Raw genomic sequence first — 16,889 nt, forward strand, 5'->3', positions numbered from 1 at the left:
CCTACCAGTCCATTTCTTCCTTCACGAACGGAATGGTCAATTTGCGCTTTTGGCTGAGAGAAGCCGCATCCAGCACATCGAGGATATCCGACAGCCCTTCCATCGCTTCCGGCCCTCGGGAGACGATAAAACGCGCCACATCCTCAGCCAGTACAATGCCACGCTGTCGTGCACGCAACACCAGCGCCAGCGCCCGCTCTTCCGGATGCAGTGACTGCAAGTGGTAGGTAACACCCCACTGCAAGCGGGACTTCAAGTCTGGTAGCCGTAGATGGATGGTTTGCGGAGAATCCTGCGCAGCAATGATCAGATGGCCGTCGTTGTCCTGCACCCGATTGAACAGGTGAAACAACGCCAACTCCCAGGCATCGTCACCCAGCACAGAATCGAGATCGTCCAGCACCACCAGAGGGTACTGCTCCATCGAGTCCAGCACATCCGGGCCGTAATCTTTCAGCTCTTTCAGAGGCAAGAACACACTGCGATGACCCAGGCCATCGGCATAGTGACAGGCGGCCTGCAACAAATGACTACGGCCACTGCCCGGCTCGCCCCAGATAAACAGGTAGGCATCGCCCGAGGTAGTCCACTGACGCTGCAACGCCTGAATCAATTCCTCGTTGGGGCCAGCGTAGAAGTTGGCGATTCGGGCATCATCCCGAACACTGACAGAAAGGGTTAGTTGAGGATGCTGCGTCGCCATGATTCAGGGATTCCAGATCAATTCACCAGTGTCTGCATCCTTGCGAATGCGTCGGTCCAGCACAATGTTGGCCAGCACCTGTTGCCAATCGGCCTTGAGGCTGACAGCCAGGGTCAGCACGTCGTCCTGAACAGCTGTCACCGTCACGTCCGACACACCGGATACAGAGCCCACCAGACGCAACAGCTGTTGGTAGTCACTGTAGTCCGCTACGCCCGCTACCGACATGGTTTGAGCATCACCCGGAACGGCATCCAGATTCGCCACCACCCCAAAGCGACCGGAGAAGTATGCGGCAACCGCAGCGGCCAGCACATCAGCGCCTTGCTCCGGGGTGTCCGCCCGCTCGGAAATACTGACGGAATCGTTACCGTAGGTGAGGTAACCATCCACGCGCCAGTAATCCGCAAACGGCATCACTCGGGCAGCAACCACAGCGGGTGTGTCGTAGCGCTCGGAAGCGGTTTTGATATCAGAGCGGAACATGCCAAACAATCGACCAACCGGCAGCGCCAGGCTGTCTTCAAGATCACCGACCGGAAAGACCACCGGCAAGCCGTAGGATTCAAAGGCGTCGTCGGCATGGTGTTCTGCAGCGCTGACTTCATCCAGCGCGATTCGGCCAGAATCGGTCACCACACCCAACCAAACCAAGACCTGCGGACGATGATCGCCCCACACAGGCAGCTGCTGACTGGCCAGCCATTCATTAATTTGGGTTCGGCGGAAACGGGCATTCAATTCAAGCCCTTGCTCACCATCGTCAAGCGACTGGTAACCAAAGCCTTCCAGATACACCCGGGAAATTTCGTCTGCGCTGAAACCGGGGTCAATCACTTTACCCGACACCCGGCCAATCACTTGCTGCATGGCCAGCGGCAGCGCGTCCATTCGAGCGGCAGGTGTACGGTCCGGCACCACCACACCCACTTCGTATAAATCATCAACAACAACAGCTTGCGCAGACCCCAGGGTCAGCAGCCATACACACACACTCAAAAGCACTGATCGCACTAAGATCACCTTGTGTCATCCTGAAACAGTCGAATCCGGGCGCCATTTCAACAACCGCCCTCTATTAACCAATCGGCAGTTGTGGCTCACCTCATCCACAGGATAGTGACCGGGTCGAATTCGGGGCGCTATTGTGCCACGCCCTTGCCACTTGCCCAAGTCACCCACCCTAACCTGCCTCAATTTGTGAATTCCGCTGAACTTGTAGCGGAATAATTCGCCTTTTTTTGCCACAGCGGGTGAAGTTGACCCGACAAATCGCTAGAATACGCCGCTAAATTTGTAGCCCTCCATGTGAATGAGCATGTCTGAATCCAAATCCCTTAGTTATAAAGACGCAGGCGTTGATATCGACGCAGGCAATGCACTGGTAGACCGAATCAAGGACGTTGCCAAACGTACCCGCCGCCCTGAAGTAATGGCCGGCCTGGGTGGTTTTGGCGCCCTGTTCGAGCTGCCGCAAGGTTACCACCAGCCGGTACTGGTTTCCGGCACCGACGGTGTTGGCACCAAGCTGCGTCTGGCGATGGATCTGGCCAAGCACGACAGCATTGGTATCGACCTGGTCGCCATGTGCGTGAACGACCTGGTTGTTGCTGGCGCTGAGCCACTGTTCTTCCTTGACTACTACGCCACAGGTCACCTGAACGTAGACGTTGCCGCTGCCGTGGTTTCCGGCATCGGCGAAGGCTGTGAACAAGCAGGTGCAGCTCTGGTTGGCGGTGAAACTGCCGAAATGCCAGGCATGTACGAAGGCGAAGATTACGATCTGGCCGGTTTCTGTGTGGGCATCGTTGAGAAAGCCGACATCATCGACGGTACCAAGGTACAAGCAGGCGACAAGCTGATTGCCCTGGCATCCAGCGGTCCACATTCCAACGGTTACTCCCTGGTTCGCAAGATTCTGGAAGTATCCAATGCCGACCTGAACGAAGACGTTGATGGCGTACCACTGGCTGATGCCCTGATGGCACCAACCAAGATCTACGTTAAGCCAGTTCTGCAACTGATCAACGCCTCTGACGTTCACGCCCTGTCCCACATCACTGGTGGTGGCTTCCAGGAAAACATTCCTCGCGTACTGCCAGAAAACTGCAAGGCTGTGATCGACACCAACAGCTGGCGCTGGCCTGCCGTATTTGAATGGCTGCAGAAAGCCGGCAACGTTGAAACTGCCGAAATGTTCCGCACCTTCAACTGTGGCGTTGGCATGATCATCGCTCTGCCAGAAGACAAAGCCGACCAGGCCATTGCCCTGCTGAACGCCGAAGGCGAACAAGCCTGGCTGATTGGTGAAATCACTGAGAAAACCGCTGACGAAGCGGCAGTCGAGTTCACAGGTAACCGCAACGTATGATGACCGATGGCGCGCTGGATCTTCCGCGCATTGTGATTCTGATCTCCGGCACTGGCAGCAACATGGTTGCCATTGCCGATGCGATAAAAGACGGCGCAATGGACGCCATGGTTGCAGGTGTTATCTGCAACCGTCCGGACGCGCCCGGCATGCAATACGCACGGGATCGAGACATTCCTGTTGAATTGGTCGACCACAAGGCGTTCGATAGCCGTGAAGAATTCGATGTCGCACTGATGCGCGCCATCGACGACTTCGCCCCGGACCTAGTGGTACTGGCTGGCTTTATGCGCATTCTGACGCCGGAATTTACCCGCCACTACCATGGCCGCATGATCAATATTCATCCGTCACTGCTGCCGAAGTATCAGGGCCTGAATACTCATCAACGCGCCATTGATGCCGGTGATAGCGAACACGGCGTATCGGTTCATTTTGTTACCGAAGAATTGGACGGTGGCCCAGTCATCGCCCAAGCCATTGTGCCCGTTACTGCCGACGACAGCGCCGACAGCCTCAAAGGCAAGGTACAGAAACAGGAACACATTCTGTACCCGATCGTGGTGAAATGGTTTATTCAGGGCCGTTTGGGCATGAATAGCGACGGTGCAACCATTGACGGTAAACCAATTCCACAATTCGGACTCAAACTGACAGACCAGTAATTACAAACCCCATCACAGAGAGGATTGCTGTGAGAATAATTGCCCCCCTGGCCTGTAGTCTGATTGTTGCAGCTTCTTCAGTATTTGCTGACGAAGCTGCCCCTTCCCAACCGCCTTCATCCATCCCGGCCCCTGCCAATTACACAGACGCCAAACCGGCGTTTCAACTGCAGCCGTACTCCGCGCGTTACAGCAGTGAATACGATTTTGGCTGGTTCAGCTTCGACATCGATGCCGAGCGCACGCTCAGGCAGGAAAATGATGGCAGCTGGTCGATGGTATTTGAGGCCGAGGCCTCCGCTGGCAGCATTCGGGAAACCACCCACTTCCAGCTGGAAGATGGCCAGATTCATCCACTGAAGTACACCTACGACGCCAGTGGACTGATTCAGGAAGACGATCAACGCCTGTTGTTTGATTACGACCAGCGCACGGTTCTGGATCAGAAGAAGGGACGCTCCTTTGCAGACAAGTGGCAAGACGACCTGCAAGACAAGCTGAGCTACATGCAGCAAATCAGCATTGATTTAGCCAATGGCAAACGGACGCTCGACTACCCAGTATTTGAAAAACACCGGGTAAAGCAGTACACCTTTGAAATTGTGGCCGAAGAACAGCTGAACACACAAATTGGCAAGCTTGATACCCTCAAGCTGAAACAAAAGCGCAGCGACAACCGGGAAATCGTGGCCTGGGTAGCCAAAGACAAGGACTACCTGTTAGTCCGCCTGGTTGATCGTAAAAAAGGCAAAAAGCGCTATCAAATTGATCTAGTGAGCACTACCCTCTGACGCTCACGCGTTTTCTGGAAGACACCCATGCGACTCAGCGACGTCGACATCGAACACCGCCTGGAACAGGGCTCCATCGCCATTGAGCCTGCTCCTGGCCCAGACTCTATTGCAGGTATCAGCGTCGACCTGCGCCTTGATCACCGCTTCCGGGTGTTCAGCAACAACTCAGCAACCCACCTCGACCTCTCCGGCGAAAAAGCCCAGCTTGAGCGCGATATTGATCGCATCATGAGCAAGGAAATCGAGATTGCCGAAAACGACGCGCTGTACATCCACCCGGGCGAACTGGTTCTTGGTGCTACTATGGAATCCGTCACCATTCCCGACGACCTGGTTGGCTGGCTGGATGGCCGTAGCTCACTGGCCCGACTGGGTCTTGTCGTGCACCTGACCGCTGGCCGTATTGATCCGGGTTGGGACGGCCAGATCGTGCTGGAGTTTTACAACAACGGCAAACTGCCACTGGCACTGCGCCCGGGCATGTCGATTTGCGCACTGTCGTTTGAAACCCTCAGCAGCCCGGCGGCTCGTCCGTACAACAAACGCGTTAACGCCAAGTACAAGGGCCAAAAGGGCGCAGTATTCAGTCGCATCGCCAAAGACTGATCAGAAAACAACCCAAACCCCGCTCGAATCCGGCGGGTGTTCCGTACAAATGCAGTGAACACCCGCTAACTTACTGAAAGCATTAATTTTTTTGAAAAAAACTCGGTCAAAGGCGTTGACAGCGAAATCCGCAGCCGTATAATGCGCACCACTTGCTAATGATGTTCCCCGATAGCTCAGTCGGTAGAGCAGTAGACTGTTAATCTATTGGTCGCTGGTTCAAGTCCAGCTCGGGGAGCCAGCAAGTAAACCTTTGGTTCGGATCTTTCCGAACAATCAATTCAGGATTCGTCCTGATGTGTGTTCCCCGATAGCTCAGTCGGTAGAGCAGTAGACTGTTAATCTATTGGTCGCTGGTTCAAGTCCAGCTCGGGGAGCCATTCTTTTTTCTCTGTTCTGAGAAGCCTCATTTTAAATCACCTTCTAAAGCAGATATCTGATTAATCTTAATTGGATTAAATTTGCTATTCATCGTGCTTATTCAGACCCATGCATTCGGCTTCTGAGTACCCCGTAGCGCACCGCTTATACACATCCGCCCCCCCCTTTCCCGCCTCCTCCTGAAACCACTCTTCTCTCCAGGTTTAAGCATCGTGCAGGCACAAAAAAGCCCGCACCGGAATAACCAGAGCGGGCCTTGTGAACGACTGGGATCAATCGCTGCCGAACAGGTCGCGAGTGTAGATCTTGTCCTGAACATCGCGGATATCGTCGTTGACGCGGTTAGCGATAATAACGTCCGAGAGCTTCTTGAACTCTTCCAGATCCTTGATCACACGGGAGCTAAAGAACTCGTCTTCTTCCATTACCGGCTCGTAAACAACAACTTCAATACCCTTGGCCTTGATGCGCTTCATCACACCCTGAATCGCCGAGGCACGGAAGTTATCGGAACCGGATTTCATCACCAGACGATAGATACCCACCACCTTTGGCTGACGAGCAATCACACTATCGGCAATAAAGTCCTTACGCGTGCTGTTGGAATCCACAATGGCACGAATCAGGTTGTTCGGTACTTCATTGAAGTTTGCCAACAACTGCTTGGTGTCTTTCGGCAGACAATAGCCGCCATAACCAAACGACGGGTTGTTGTAATGATCGCCAATGCGCGGATCAAGACCCACACCCTGAATGATCTGACGAGTATCCAGACCGTGAGTCTGGGCGTAGGTGTCCAACTCGTTAAAGTAGGCTACACGCATGGCCAGATAGGTGTTCGAGAAAAGCTTAACGGCTTCCGCTTCTGTGGAGTCGGTAAACAGGGTCTCGACGTCTTTCTTGATGGCACCTTCTTTCAGCAAAGCAGCAAAGCGTTCTGCTCGCTCGCTGCGCTCACCAATGATCACCCGTGACGGATACAGGTTGTCGTACAACGCCTTGCCTTCACGCAGAAACTCCGGTGAGAAGATGATGTTGTCGGTACCCAGCTCTTCCTTGATGCGCTTGGTGTAACCCACCGGAATGGTGGATTTGATGACCATCACAGCATCCGGATTAATCGCCGCCACATCCCGGATTACCGCTTCAACCGAACGCGTGTTGAAGTAGTTGTTCTGAGTGTCGTAATCCGTCGGCGTAGCAATCACCACAAACTCAGCGCCCTGATACGCCAGCTCTTTATCAAGCGTGGCCGTCAGGTTCAGCTCATGGTTGGCGAAGTAGTCTTCGATTTCCGCATCAACAATGGGCGACTGCCGACGGTTAAGCATGTCGACTTTCTCGGGAACAATATCCAGTGCCACCACTTCGTTATGCTGAGCCAGCAAAACGGCATTGGACAAACCAACGTAACCAGTCCCTGCTACGGCAATTTTCATCTCGAATTTCCTGTCAGTAGTACGAATTCCTGGAGGTGAGGATCAAGCCAAACTGGACAAGATCAACTCACACGCGGCAGCCGGGTCGTCAGATTGCGTGATCGGACGGCCAATCACCATGTAATCCACACCCGCTGCAACGGCTGCTTCCGGCGTCATAATGCGCTTCTGATCCTGAGCAGCAGCCCATTCAGGACGAATGCCTGGCGTCACGGTTTTAAAGTCAGCGCCACAGCCAGAACGAATAATGTCGATCTCGTTGGCGGAACATACCACGCCATCCAAACCGGAAGATTGAGCCAGCTTCGCCAAACGCTCCACTTGCTGAGCTGGTGTTACATCCAGGCCCATTTCCGCCATGTCGGACTGGTCCATGGAGGTCAGCACCGTCACACCAATCAGCAGCGGCTGATGACGCTTCTTTTCCAACTCATTACGAGCGGTTTCCATCATCTTGCGACCGCCACTGGCATGCACATTGACCATCCAGACACCCAGGTCGGCAGCCACACCGACGGCCTTGGCGCAGGTATTCGGGATATCGTGAAATTTCAGATCGAGGAACACGTCAAAGCCAAGGCCATGCAGCTGCTCCAGAATCGCCGGGCCAGAAGCGGTATACAGCTCCTTGCCAACCTTGACGCGGCAGCGCGACGGATCAAGGGAACGGGCCATGTTCATGGCGCCATCAATAGAAGGGTAATCGAGGGCTACAACAATCGGAGACAGTGTGGTCATAAATCTTCAAATGCAATGGTAGATGGGCGCGCCGAGGTAAGTGCTTTCAGACTGGCCCAGTCAGAACAGCTGGGACAACGCCAGTGGAACTGCCTGGCCTTGAAGCCGCAGTGCCCACAGACATAGGCAGGTTCCTCGGCCCTGATGCGCTGGAGCATACCATAGACCCCCTGAGCCTGCGACTCAGTGAGCTGCCGCTGAAAGGTCAGAATCAACCCCAGCATGGCCACATAGCCAGAATAGGAAGGATGCGCCTCGAGGTCTTCAATAAAGGTTTGCAACGCGGTGTCGGTGTCTTTTTCCGAGGCCAGCGCTTCCGCCTTGGCGACCAGTGCCGGTACGTATTCCAGCGCAACGTCGTGACGCTGTAAGTGCGCCAACAGTCCCTGCAAATCCTCCAGCTGTCGAAACGACTCAACCAGTGAATCCAGCAAGGCAATAATGCTGCCTGAATCCAGATCCAGCGCCTTCAGATAGCAACGAATAGCCTCGTTGAACTCATGCTGATGAAACGCCATATCCCCCAGCACCACATAGGCACGGGCACAGCGGGAATCGGCCTTCAGCGCCTGACGGCACAACTGGCGGGTTTCAATGTAGTCGCCACGCGCACTGCTGCGCACAGCCAGCTCACAAGCAGCATGGGCAATACGCTTTTGAATCGCCGCTTGAGAGGGAAACTTTTTCTGCTGGCTCAATTCGAGAATGTTCTGCCACTCGCCCTCTTCTTCCATGATCTGCAACAGGGTAATGGCGGCTTTCTCCTGCACCTTACCCTTACTGGCCAATAACTCGATCAACAGGCGCTCGGCACGGTCGTGCAAGCCAGCAGCGGAATAATCCAGTGCCAACTCCAGTTCCAGTTCTTGCAGGATTTGTTTGTTCAGATCGGTGCGGGCAAAGAGGTTTTGATGCAAGTGAATGGCGCGCTCGACTTCGCCCTTCTCACGCAGGCTTTTGCCCAGCTTGAGGAAGATTTCGACCATATCGTCATCGAGGGATTGAGCGCTGACCAGTCGCTTCAGAGCGACGTCGGAATTTTGCGAAAAAATAAGTTCGACACTGGGAATCCAGTCGGGAGATTGCCTGGCGGTGGCGGATTTGGCCGAGCGTCGACCCAGAAACCAGCCAGCTGCCGTGCCCGTCAACACCAAAAGGAAGACAAGCAAAGATTCAATCATAGCAAGGGGACCAATGGTAAGGCGCCTACGGCAAGCGGCTCAGCCGCTCCTCGGTGCTGTCGAGTTGCTTTTGCAAACGTTTGATCTGACGTTTTTTTGTGGCAATAGAATAACTCGCCACCAGAATTCCGACCATACAGCCAAAGGCCAATACCAACCCAAACCACAGCGCCAAAGGCAATTCGACAGCAGAGCCTGTCAAAAAATAGACCGCGGTTAACGTGCTGTTCTGCACTGCAAAGGCAATACAGTACACGAACACCAACGCGAACGAGATGATGCTAAGGATGATCCTCAGTTTCTTGAGCATAATAGATCCTGAACTCAGGCAGATTCCTGCAAGGCGTCATTCACCTGGTCACGCAAATCCTTGCCAGGCTTGAAGTGCGGGACAAACTTGCCCTTCAACTCCACTGCTTCGCCCGTTTTCGGGTTGCGTCCCTTGCGTGGAGCCCGGTAATGCAGTGAAAAACTGCCAAACCCGCGGATCTCGATGCGCTCTCCGGAAGACAGCGACAACGACATATAATCCAGCATGGTTTTCACAGCCAGCTCAACATCTTTGGGCGACAACTGGGGTTGTCTTGTAACGATACGCTCAATCAGTTCCGACTTGGTCACAGCACATTCCTCCGTGAGGTGACTGCCTGACGATAAATTGTCGTTAAATCATGCAGTTAGCTTGCGCTAATTGCAACCTTGGATCATCAATTGAGCAGTTCGGTCATAAAAGTTTCTCAATAAGTCACATCTGCAGCCGGTTTGTAACCTGCATTTCATCAGCAAACACCAAACCGCAGGCATAAAAAAACCCGCCGAAGCGGGTTTTTTTATCAGGCTACAACTTAGTCTTTCTGACCCAGTTGTTCCTTGATCAGGTCACCGATGGTGGTCGGGCCAGCAGTAGTTTCAGCTTCTGCTTTAGCACGAACATCTTTCAGAGCCTGACGGTCTTCAGCAGAATCCTTGGCACGAACAGAGATGTTCAGAGCGCGGTTCTTGCGGTCAACCAGAGTGATAGCAGCTTCAACTTCGTCGCCTTCGTTCAGAACGGCACGAGCGTCTTCTACTTTGTCACGGCTGATTTCAGACGCTTTCAGTACAGCTTCAACGCCTGGAGCAACTTCAACGATAGCGGCTTTGGCATCTACAGAGATAACCTTACCAGTAACGATGGCGCCCTTGTCGTTTTCAGCAACGTAGTCGTTGAACGGATCGCTTTCCAGCTGCTTCACGCCCAGGGAGATACGCTCACGCTCTGGATCGATAGACAGGATAACAGTTTCCAGTTCGTCGCCTTTCTTGTAGTTACGAACGGCTTCTTCGCCGCTGTCGTTCCAGGAAATGTCAGACAGGTGAACCAGACCGTCGATGCCGCCGTCCAGACCGATGAAGATACCGAAGTCAGTGATAGACTTGATCTTACCGGAGATCTTGTCGCCCTTGTTGAACTGGGTGCCGAAAGCTTCCCATGGGTTCATGGTGCACTGCTTGATACCCAGGGAGATACGACGACGCTCTTCGTCGATATCCAGAACCATCACGTCGATCTCGTCGCCAACCTGAACAACCTTGGATGGGTGGATGTTCTTGTTGGTCCAATCCATTTCGGATACGTGAACCAGACCTTCAACACCTTCTTCCAGCTCAGCGAAGCAGCCGTAGTCAGTCAGGTTGGTTACGCGAGCCTTAACAATGGCATTCTCTGGGTAACGATCGTTGATGCTTACCCATGGATCGTCGCCCAGCTGCTTCAGACCCAGAGAAACGCGGTTGCGCTCACGGTCGAACTTCAGAACCTTAACGTCGATCTCGTCGCCAACAGCAACGATTTCAGATGGGTGCTTGATGCGCTTCCAAGCCATGTCAGTGATGTGCAGCAGGCCGTCAACACCGCCCAGATCTACGAACGCGCCGTAGTCGGTCAGGTTCTTGACGATACCCTTAACAGACTGACCTTCTTGCAGGTTAGCCAGCAGCTCTTCACGTTCCTGGGAGTTAGCAGCTTCCAGAACAGCACGACGGGAAACAACAACGTTGTTACGCTTGGCGTCCAGCTTGATAACCTTGAATTCCAGCTCTTTACCTTCCAGGTGAGCGGTGTCACGTACTGGACGTACGTCAACCAGGGAACCTGGCAGGAAGGCACGGATATTTTTCAGATCAACGGTGAAACCACCCTTAACCTTACCGTTGATGATACCGGTAACCAGTTCTTCAGCTTCGAAGGCTTTTTCCAGCTCTTTCCAGCTTTCAGCACGCTTGGCTTTTTCACGGGACAGTTTGGTTTCACCAAAACCATCTTCAACCGCTTCCAGGGAAACCTGGGTTTCATCACCGATTGCAACTTCCAGTTCGCCTTTTTCGTTCAGGAACTGGCTGCGCGGAATAACAGCTTCGGACTTCAGGCCGGAGTTCACAGTTACCCAGTCGCTGTCGATGTCAACAACGGTACCGGTAACGATAGAACCTGGCTGCATGTCCAGTTCTTTCAAGGATTCTTCAAACAGATCAGCAAAGCTTTCGCTCATGAATAACACCTATAAGTGTGCGTGTACCCGCTAAAGGATTGGGCGGATAGCGACGCTTTCCAAATGGCCAGACATTTGGGGTTAGTCAGACAAAAAATTCACTGCGCTTCGGGCTCCTTACGGCAGGAGGCTGGCAAACGCAGTTAATTTCATCTCAGATCAGTCCTGCTTTGCGAACAAGTTCGACCACCTGTTCACACACTTCGTCGATTGAAAGTTCAGTACTATCAATAACTTGGGCGTCTTCAGCAGGTCTCAACGGAGCCACAGCACGGTTGCTGTCACGCTCATCGCGAGCTCGGATGTCTTCGATAAGGGCGGGTAAACTAGCATCTATTCCATTGTCAAGCAACTGTTTGAAGCGGCGCTGGCCGCGTTCCTCTGCGCTTGCGGTCAGGAAAACCTTGACGTTGGCATCGGTGAAAACCACTGTGCCCATGTCACGGCCATCTGCAATTAACCCGGGATTTGTGCGGAAATCACGCTGACGTTGCAGCAACGCATCACGCACCGCAGGCAAAGCCGCCACCTGGGACGCCAGACTGCCCACTTCTTCGGTACGGATCGTGGTGGTCACGTCTTCGCCTTCCAGAATCACTTCCACGCCCTGTGGGGTTGGCACAAAGCGCACGTCCAGATTGGCCGCCACCGCACTAACGCTTGACTCATCATCCAGGGCAATGCCCTTACGATCGGCCGCCAGGCCGGTAATGCGATACAAGGCACCGCTGTCCAGCAGGTGCCATTGCAGTTGCTCTGCCAGGCGGGCACACACTGTGCCCTTGCCTGCGCCGGATGGTCCATCAATGGTGATTACAGCGGCCATGTCCTTTACTCCTGTCATTACTCTGCAGCGCCCTCGGCGGCATCGCCTTCGCTTTCAACGCTCAGGCCAACGCTGTTCACCAGCTCAACGAAGCCCGGGAACGACGTCGCCACGTTGGCGCAGTCCAGCACTTCAATCGGTGCACTACCGCGCAGGGAAGCAATCGAGAAGCTCATGGCAATACGGTGGTCGCCGTGGCTCTCAACCGTACCGGCACCAAAGCTGCCTTCCGTGCCAAAACCTGGAATGATGGCACCGTCAGGGGTGCCTTTGGCTGCAACGCCCAGTGCATTCAGGCCATCAACCATGGACTGGATGCGGTCGCTTTCTTTCACGCGCAGTTCTTCAGCGCCAGTCAGGATGGTTTCACCTTCGGCACACGCAGCAGCAATAAACAGCGCCGGGAATTCATCAATGGCCAGCGGCACCTGATCTTCCGGAATGTGAATACCTTTCAGCGGCGCGTAACGCACGCGGATATCGGCAACAGGCTCACCGCCCACTTCGCGCTCGTTCAGTACTTCAATATTGCCGCCCATGGCACGCAGAATATTGATCACACCAATACGGGTCGGGTTGATGCCAACGTGTTCCAACGTAATGTCAGAACCCGGCGCAATCGAGGCACCAACCATAAAGAATGCCGTGGAAGAAATATCAGACGGCACGTCGATGCTGGTTGCGGTCAGCTCACCGCCGGATTTGATGGTCACGGTGCTCCCGTCGACCTTAACGTCGTAGCCAAAACCTTTCAGCATGCGCTCGGTGTGGTCACGGGTTGGCGCAGGTTCAGTTACGGACGTTTCGCCTTCGGCGTACAAACCGGCCAACAGCACACAGCTTTTCACCTGAGCAGATGCCATTGGCAGATCATAATGAATACCTTTCAGCTTGCTGCCGCCGTGAATTTTCAGCGGTGGACGACCACCTTCTGCCGTACCCACTTCAGCGCCCATCAGGCGCAGCGGATCGGCAACACGGCCCATTGGACGCTTGCTGAGGGATTCGTCACCGGTCATTTCAACATCGAAGTTCTGACCCGCCATCAGGCCAGCCAGCAAACGAATAGAGGTACCGGAGTTGCCAACATACAGAGAGTTAGCCGGTGCTTTCAGACCGTGTAGACCAACACCATGAATGGTCACGCGACCACGGTGTGGGCCTTCGATCACAACGCCCATGTCGCGGAACGCCTGCAACGTGGCCAGGCTGTCTTCGCCTTCCAGGAAGCCACTGACTTCGGTGGTGCCGTTAGCCAGCGATCCCAGCATGATGGAGCGGTGAGAAATCGATTTATCGCCAGGCACACGGAAGGTGCCCGACATGGTTTTGGATGGATTTGCCTTGTAAGTAAGTGAGCTGGTTTTCATAGGTTCCACAAAGGCCCGTCGGGCGAGTATGTTTGAAAAATGATCACGAGCGGATTTGGCGCGGGTCAACACGCCCATCAGAGTGGTTTGGTCATCACTCTCGATTGCCGCTCGCAGCTTGATCAGATCTGCATTAAACAGATCCAGCGTTGCCAACAGGTGCTCACGATTGGCAGTAAAAATATCACGCCACATTTCCGGGCTACTGGCTGCGATTCGAGTGAAGTCGCGGAAGCCGCCGGCGGCGTAATTGAAAATTTCCTTGTTCTCATGGCTGTTCGCCAGTGTGTCCACCAGCGAGTAAGCCAACAGGTGCGGCAAGTGACTGGTCGCTGCCAGTACTTCGTCGTGGTGGTCAACCGTCATGGTTTCCACTTCGGCGTCAACGGCCTGCCAAGCACCAATCACCAGCTTCAGGGCATCGGCATTGGTGTGATCTTCGGTGGTGACGATGATCTTGTGACGAGCAAACAAATCGCCGTTGGCAGCTTTCACGCCACTGCGCTCAGAACCAGCGATAGGATGACCCAACACAAAACGGTCAAAGCCTTCACCAAACACCGCTGCCGCATCACGGGCAACCGAGCCTTTCACTGAACCAACATCGGTAATCACCGCATGTTCTGGCAAACCTTCAGCAATCGAAGCCAGCACCGGACGCACCGACAGAATCGGCACAGACACGATCACCAGATCGGCCCTGGCGACCGCCTCGGCCGGAGTTTCGGCGTATTCGTCAATGATGCCCAATTCAACCGCCTGCTGCATGGAATCGAGGTTGCGGTCACAACCCACCACCGATGCCACACAGCCACGATCACGCAAGCCCTTGACCCAGGAGCAACCAATCAGTCCCAGGCCAATAACGGCAATGCGGTTAACAAAAAACGGGGTTACTGAACTCAAGCCAGCACCTTTTTCAATGCGTCGATAAAGGTCTGGTTTTCAGCCTGGGTACCCACAGAAACACGGATGTATCCCGGCATGTCGTAGTTGGCCACCGGACGGATGATCACGCCTTGCTGCAGCAGCGCCTGATTAACCGCCTTGTCTTCAAACGCTTCTGGCAGCTTGAACGAAACAAAGTTGCCAACCGACGGGATGAATTCCAGACCCAACTCGTCAAACGCGCCAGTCAGTTGCGCCATACCCTGGTTGTTCACCTCGACACTGCGCGCCAGGTAGCTGTCATCACACAGAGCAGCTTTGGCTGCAGCCAGTGCAAAAGAGTCGACGTTGAACGGCGGGCGAATACGGTTCATCAGATCCGCCAGTTCCGGACTGGAGATGCCATAACCGACACGCAGGGACGCCAGGCCATAGGCCTTGGAGAAGGTACGGGACACCACCAGATTCGGGTACTGGTTCAGGTAGTCGATACCGGACGGGTAATCGTCCTTGTTGACGTATTCGAAGTAGGCTTCGTCCAGCAGAACCACAACGTTTTCAGGAACCAGCTTCAGGAAGGCTTCCAACTCTTCACGAGTGTTGTAAGTACCTGTCGGGTTGTTCGGATTGGTCAGGAACACAATGCGGGTTTTGTCATTGATGGCCGCTGCCATGGCTGGCAGGTCATGCCCCCAGTTTTTGGCAGGCACTTCAATCACATCACCGCCGGCGGCACGGGTGACCAGACCGTAAATAGAAAACGCGTGCTGAGCTACAACGACGTTGTCACCCTTTTCAACGAATACACGGACGATGAAATCGAGGATATCGCTGGAACCGTTACCCAGAGTGATCTGGTTCATTTCCACGCCCAAACGCTCGCACAGCTCGGCTTTCAGCTCGAAACCGGCACCGTCAGGGTAGCGAGTCAACTCTGCCAGTTGCGCCTTGATGGCATCTTCAATGGCTGGGGATGGGCCCAGCGGGTTTTCGTTACTGGCCAGCTTGACGATGTCAGCTTCGTTGATACCCAGTTCACGGGCCAGCTCGTCGGTTGGCTTGCCCGGCTGATAAGGGTGCAGCCCCTGAACTCCGGAAACGGCCAACTCGAGGAAATTCACACTCATATCTGTCTCTCTTAACGGGTCAGTACTGGATCAGGCCAGTAACGTCTTGAATAGGATTACGTCTGCGGTACTTACCGCGCTGTAACGGCTTACAGCACAGCTTTCGGATAGGAGCCCAACCATTTGTAGTCAGCGGCCACGCCTTGCAATTGCTCCAGTACCGTCTTGATGCTGGCATCATCACGGTGACCTTCGAAGTCAATAAAGAAGGCGTAGTTCCAGGTTCCGGAACGAGCCGGACGGGTTTCGATGCGCGTCAGGCTGATGCCAGCACTGTGGAACGGTTCCAGCACCTGATACAGGGCACCCGGCTGGTTACGGCTGGACACCATAATGGAGGTTTTGTCTTCGCCACTGGACAGCGTCGGGTTCGGACCCACAATCAGGAAGCGGGTGGTGTTGTCAGGGCGGTCTTCAATGTTGGCGTGCAGCAGGTTCAGCTTATACAGCTCGGAAGCCACTTCACCAGCAATAGCAGCAGATTCCGGGTCCTGACTGGCCTTCAGTGCCGCTTCGGCGTTGGAGTTCAGGGCAATGCGCTCGGCATTCGGGTAGTGCTGATCCAGCCACTGGCGGCACTGACCCAAAGACTGAGAGTGGGAGTAAATGCGTTTGATGTTGCTGCCATCACCCTGAGACATCAGGTTGTGATGGATGCGCAGGGTCACTTCGCCACAGATGCTCAGATTGGAATCGAAAAAACTGTCGAGGGTGTGGGTCACCACGCCTTCGGTGGAGTTTTCTACCGGCACCACACCGAAGTTGGCAGAGCCACTTTCCACATCGCGGAACACATCGGCAATGGATACCTTGCTCTGGCAATTAACCGCATGACCAAAATGCTTCACCGCGGCCTGCTGGGTAAAGGTACCTTCAGGGCCAAGGAACGCCACCTGCAATGGCTCTTCCAACGCCAGACACTGGGACATGATTTCACGGAACAAACGCGCCATGCCTTCGCCAGTGATCGGACCTTCATTGCGGGCCATTACATTCCGCAATACCTGGGCTTCGCGCTCGGGACGGTAAAACAACACCTGTTCGCCCGGCTGAGCGTATTTTTCCTTCACCTCGGCCACTTGCTGGGCGCAACGGGCGCGCTGATTGATCAATTCCTGAATCTGGCGATCAATCGAGTCGATGGATTGGCGGAGTTTTTCCAGTTCCTGGGCTTCAGTCATGATTTGCCTTGCTGTGTTCTTGTTCGATGCGAATCAGGCTGGCAACGACCGCTACCAGCCCAGACTTCGTGTTGAGTCGTGCGAAGAG

Annotated in this window: 16 protein-coding genes and 2 tRNA genes; 6 read left to right on the forward strand and 12 right to left on the reverse strand. The window is 54.3% G+C overall.

Going from position 1 to position 16,889, the window contains the following annotated elements; all coding sequences use genetic code 11:
- Position 1: 1 nt before the first annotated feature.
- Entirely contained in the window at positions 2–703 is a 702-nt protein-coding gene (hda, locus tag G516_RS0104780) for a DnaA regulatory inactivator Hda (RefSeq protein WP_028292703.1), read from the reverse strand.
- Positions 704–706: 3 nt separating this feature from the next.
- Entirely contained in the window at positions 707–1,717 is a 1,011-nt protein-coding gene (locus tag G516_RS0104785) for a DUF2066 domain-containing protein (RefSeq protein WP_169449492.1), read from the reverse strand.
- Between the two features lie 304 nt (positions 1,718–2,021).
- On the opposite strand from G516_RS0104785, the gene purM reads away from it, so the two are divergent.
- The 6 genes from purM (at position 2,022) to G516_RS0104815 (ending at position 5,519) form a co-directional block, all read left to right on the forward strand.
- The gene (purM, locus tag G516_RS0104790; protein WP_028292705.1) at positions 2,022–3,074 is read left to right on the forward strand and encodes a phosphoribosylformylglycinamidine cyclo-ligase; all 1,053 of its coding nucleotides are present in this window, start codon (positions 2,022–2,024) and stop codon (positions 3,072–3,074) included.
- Positions 3,071–3,739 carry a phosphoribosylglycinamide formyltransferase gene (gene purN, locus G516_RS0104795; protein WP_245582607.1) on the forward strand — a complete coding sequence of 223 codons (669 nt, stop codon included), beginning with the start codon at positions 3,071–3,073 and terminating at the stop codon, positions 3,737–3,739. Before purM ends, purN begins: the two co-directional genes overlap by 4 nt.
- Before the next feature lie 29 nt (positions 3,740–3,768).
- Positions 3,769–4,530 (forward strand): DUF3108 domain-containing protein, encoded by a 762-nt coding sequence (locus G516_RS0104800; RefSeq protein WP_028292707.1) that lies wholly within the window; start codon positions 3,769–3,771, stop codon positions 4,528–4,530.
- Positions 4,531–4,557: 27 nt separating this feature from the next.
- Positions 4,558–5,139: a dCTP deaminase gene (dcd, locus tag G516_RS0104805; RefSeq protein WP_028292708.1), complete on the forward strand. Its 582-nt coding sequence runs from the start codon at positions 4,558–4,560 to the stop codon at positions 5,137–5,139.
- Between the two features lie 165 nt (positions 5,140–5,304).
- Positions 5,305–5,380 (forward strand) — tRNA-Asn (locus G516_RS0104810).
- 63 nt (positions 5,381–5,443) lie between these two features.
- Positions 5,444–5,519, forward strand: a tRNA-Asn gene (locus tag G516_RS0104815).
- 273 nt (positions 5,520–5,792) lie between these two features.
- On the opposite strand, the gene G516_RS0104820 is transcribed toward G516_RS0104815, so the two are convergent.
- The 10 genes from G516_RS0104820 to pheA all read right to left on the reverse strand — a co-directional run bounded on the left by G516_RS0104820 (position 5,793) and on the right by pheA (position 16,801).
- Positions 5,793–6,959 carry a nucleotide sugar dehydrogenase gene (locus G516_RS0104820; protein WP_028292709.1) on the reverse strand — a complete coding sequence of 389 codons (1,167 nt, stop codon included), beginning with the start codon at positions 6,957–6,959 and terminating at the stop codon, positions 5,793–5,795.
- Between the two features lie 42 nt (positions 6,960–7,001).
- Positions 7,002–7,697: an orotidine-5'-phosphate decarboxylase gene (gene pyrF, locus G516_RS0104825; protein WP_028292710.1), complete on the reverse strand. Its 696-nt coding sequence runs from the start codon at positions 7,695–7,697 to the stop codon at positions 7,002–7,004.
- Positions 7,694–8,878 carry a tetratricopeptide repeat protein gene (locus tag G516_RS0104830; protein ID WP_028292711.1) on the reverse strand — a complete coding sequence of 395 codons (1,185 nt, stop codon included), beginning with the start codon at positions 8,876–8,878 and terminating at the stop codon, positions 7,694–7,696. The genes pyrF and G516_RS0104830 overlap by 4 nt, the downstream gene beginning before the upstream one ends.
- 25 nt (positions 8,879–8,903) lie before the next feature.
- Positions 8,904–9,188, reverse strand: coding sequence for a LapA family protein (locus tag G516_RS0104835; protein WP_028292712.1), 285 nt, complete (start codon positions 9,186–9,188; stop codon positions 8,904–8,906).
- Positions 9,189–9,202: 14 nt separating this feature from the next.
- Positions 9,203–9,499 carry an integration host factor subunit beta gene (ihfB, locus tag G516_RS0104840; protein ID WP_028292713.1) on the reverse strand — a complete coding sequence of 99 codons (297 nt, stop codon included), beginning with the start codon at positions 9,497–9,499 and terminating at the stop codon, positions 9,203–9,205.
- Positions 9,500–9,723: 224 nt separating this feature from the next.
- The gene (gene rpsA, locus G516_RS0104845) at positions 9,724–11,409 is read right to left on the reverse strand and encodes a 30S ribosomal protein S1 (RefSeq protein WP_028292714.1); all 1,686 of its coding nucleotides are present in this window, start codon (positions 11,407–11,409) and stop codon (positions 9,724–9,726) included.
- Positions 11,410–11,563: 154 nt separating this feature from the next.
- On the reverse strand, positions 11,564–12,235 hold the full coding sequence (gene cmk, locus G516_RS0104850) for a (d)CMP kinase (protein ID WP_245582608.1): 672 nt from the start codon (positions 12,233–12,235) through the stop codon (positions 11,564–11,566).
- 17 nt (positions 12,236–12,252) lie between these two features.
- Positions 12,253–14,511 carry a bifunctional prephenate dehydrogenase/3-phosphoshikimate 1-carboxyvinyltransferase gene (locus G516_RS0104855; RefSeq protein WP_028292716.1) on the reverse strand — a complete coding sequence of 753 codons (2,259 nt, stop codon included), beginning with the start codon at positions 14,509–14,511 and terminating at the stop codon, positions 12,253–12,255.
- On the reverse strand, positions 14,508–15,620 hold the full coding sequence (gene hisC / locus G516_RS0104860) for a histidinol-phosphate transaminase (RefSeq protein WP_028292717.1): 1,113 nt from the start codon (positions 15,618–15,620) through the stop codon (positions 14,508–14,510). The genes G516_RS0104855 and hisC overlap by 4 nt, the downstream gene beginning before the upstream one ends.
- A gap of 89 nt (positions 15,621–15,709) precedes the next feature.
- Positions 15,710–16,801 (reverse strand): prephenate dehydratase, encoded by a 1,092-nt coding sequence (gene pheA, locus G516_RS0104865; RefSeq protein ID WP_028292718.1) that lies wholly within the window; start codon positions 16,799–16,801, stop codon positions 15,710–15,712.
- Between the last annotated feature and the right edge of the window lie 88 nt (positions 16,802–16,889).

Source organism: Oceanobacter kriegii DSM 6294 (assembly GCF_000422845.1).
Lineage (GTDB): Bacteria > Pseudomonadota > Gammaproteobacteria > Pseudomonadales > Oceanobacteraceae > Oceanobacter > Oceanobacter kriegii.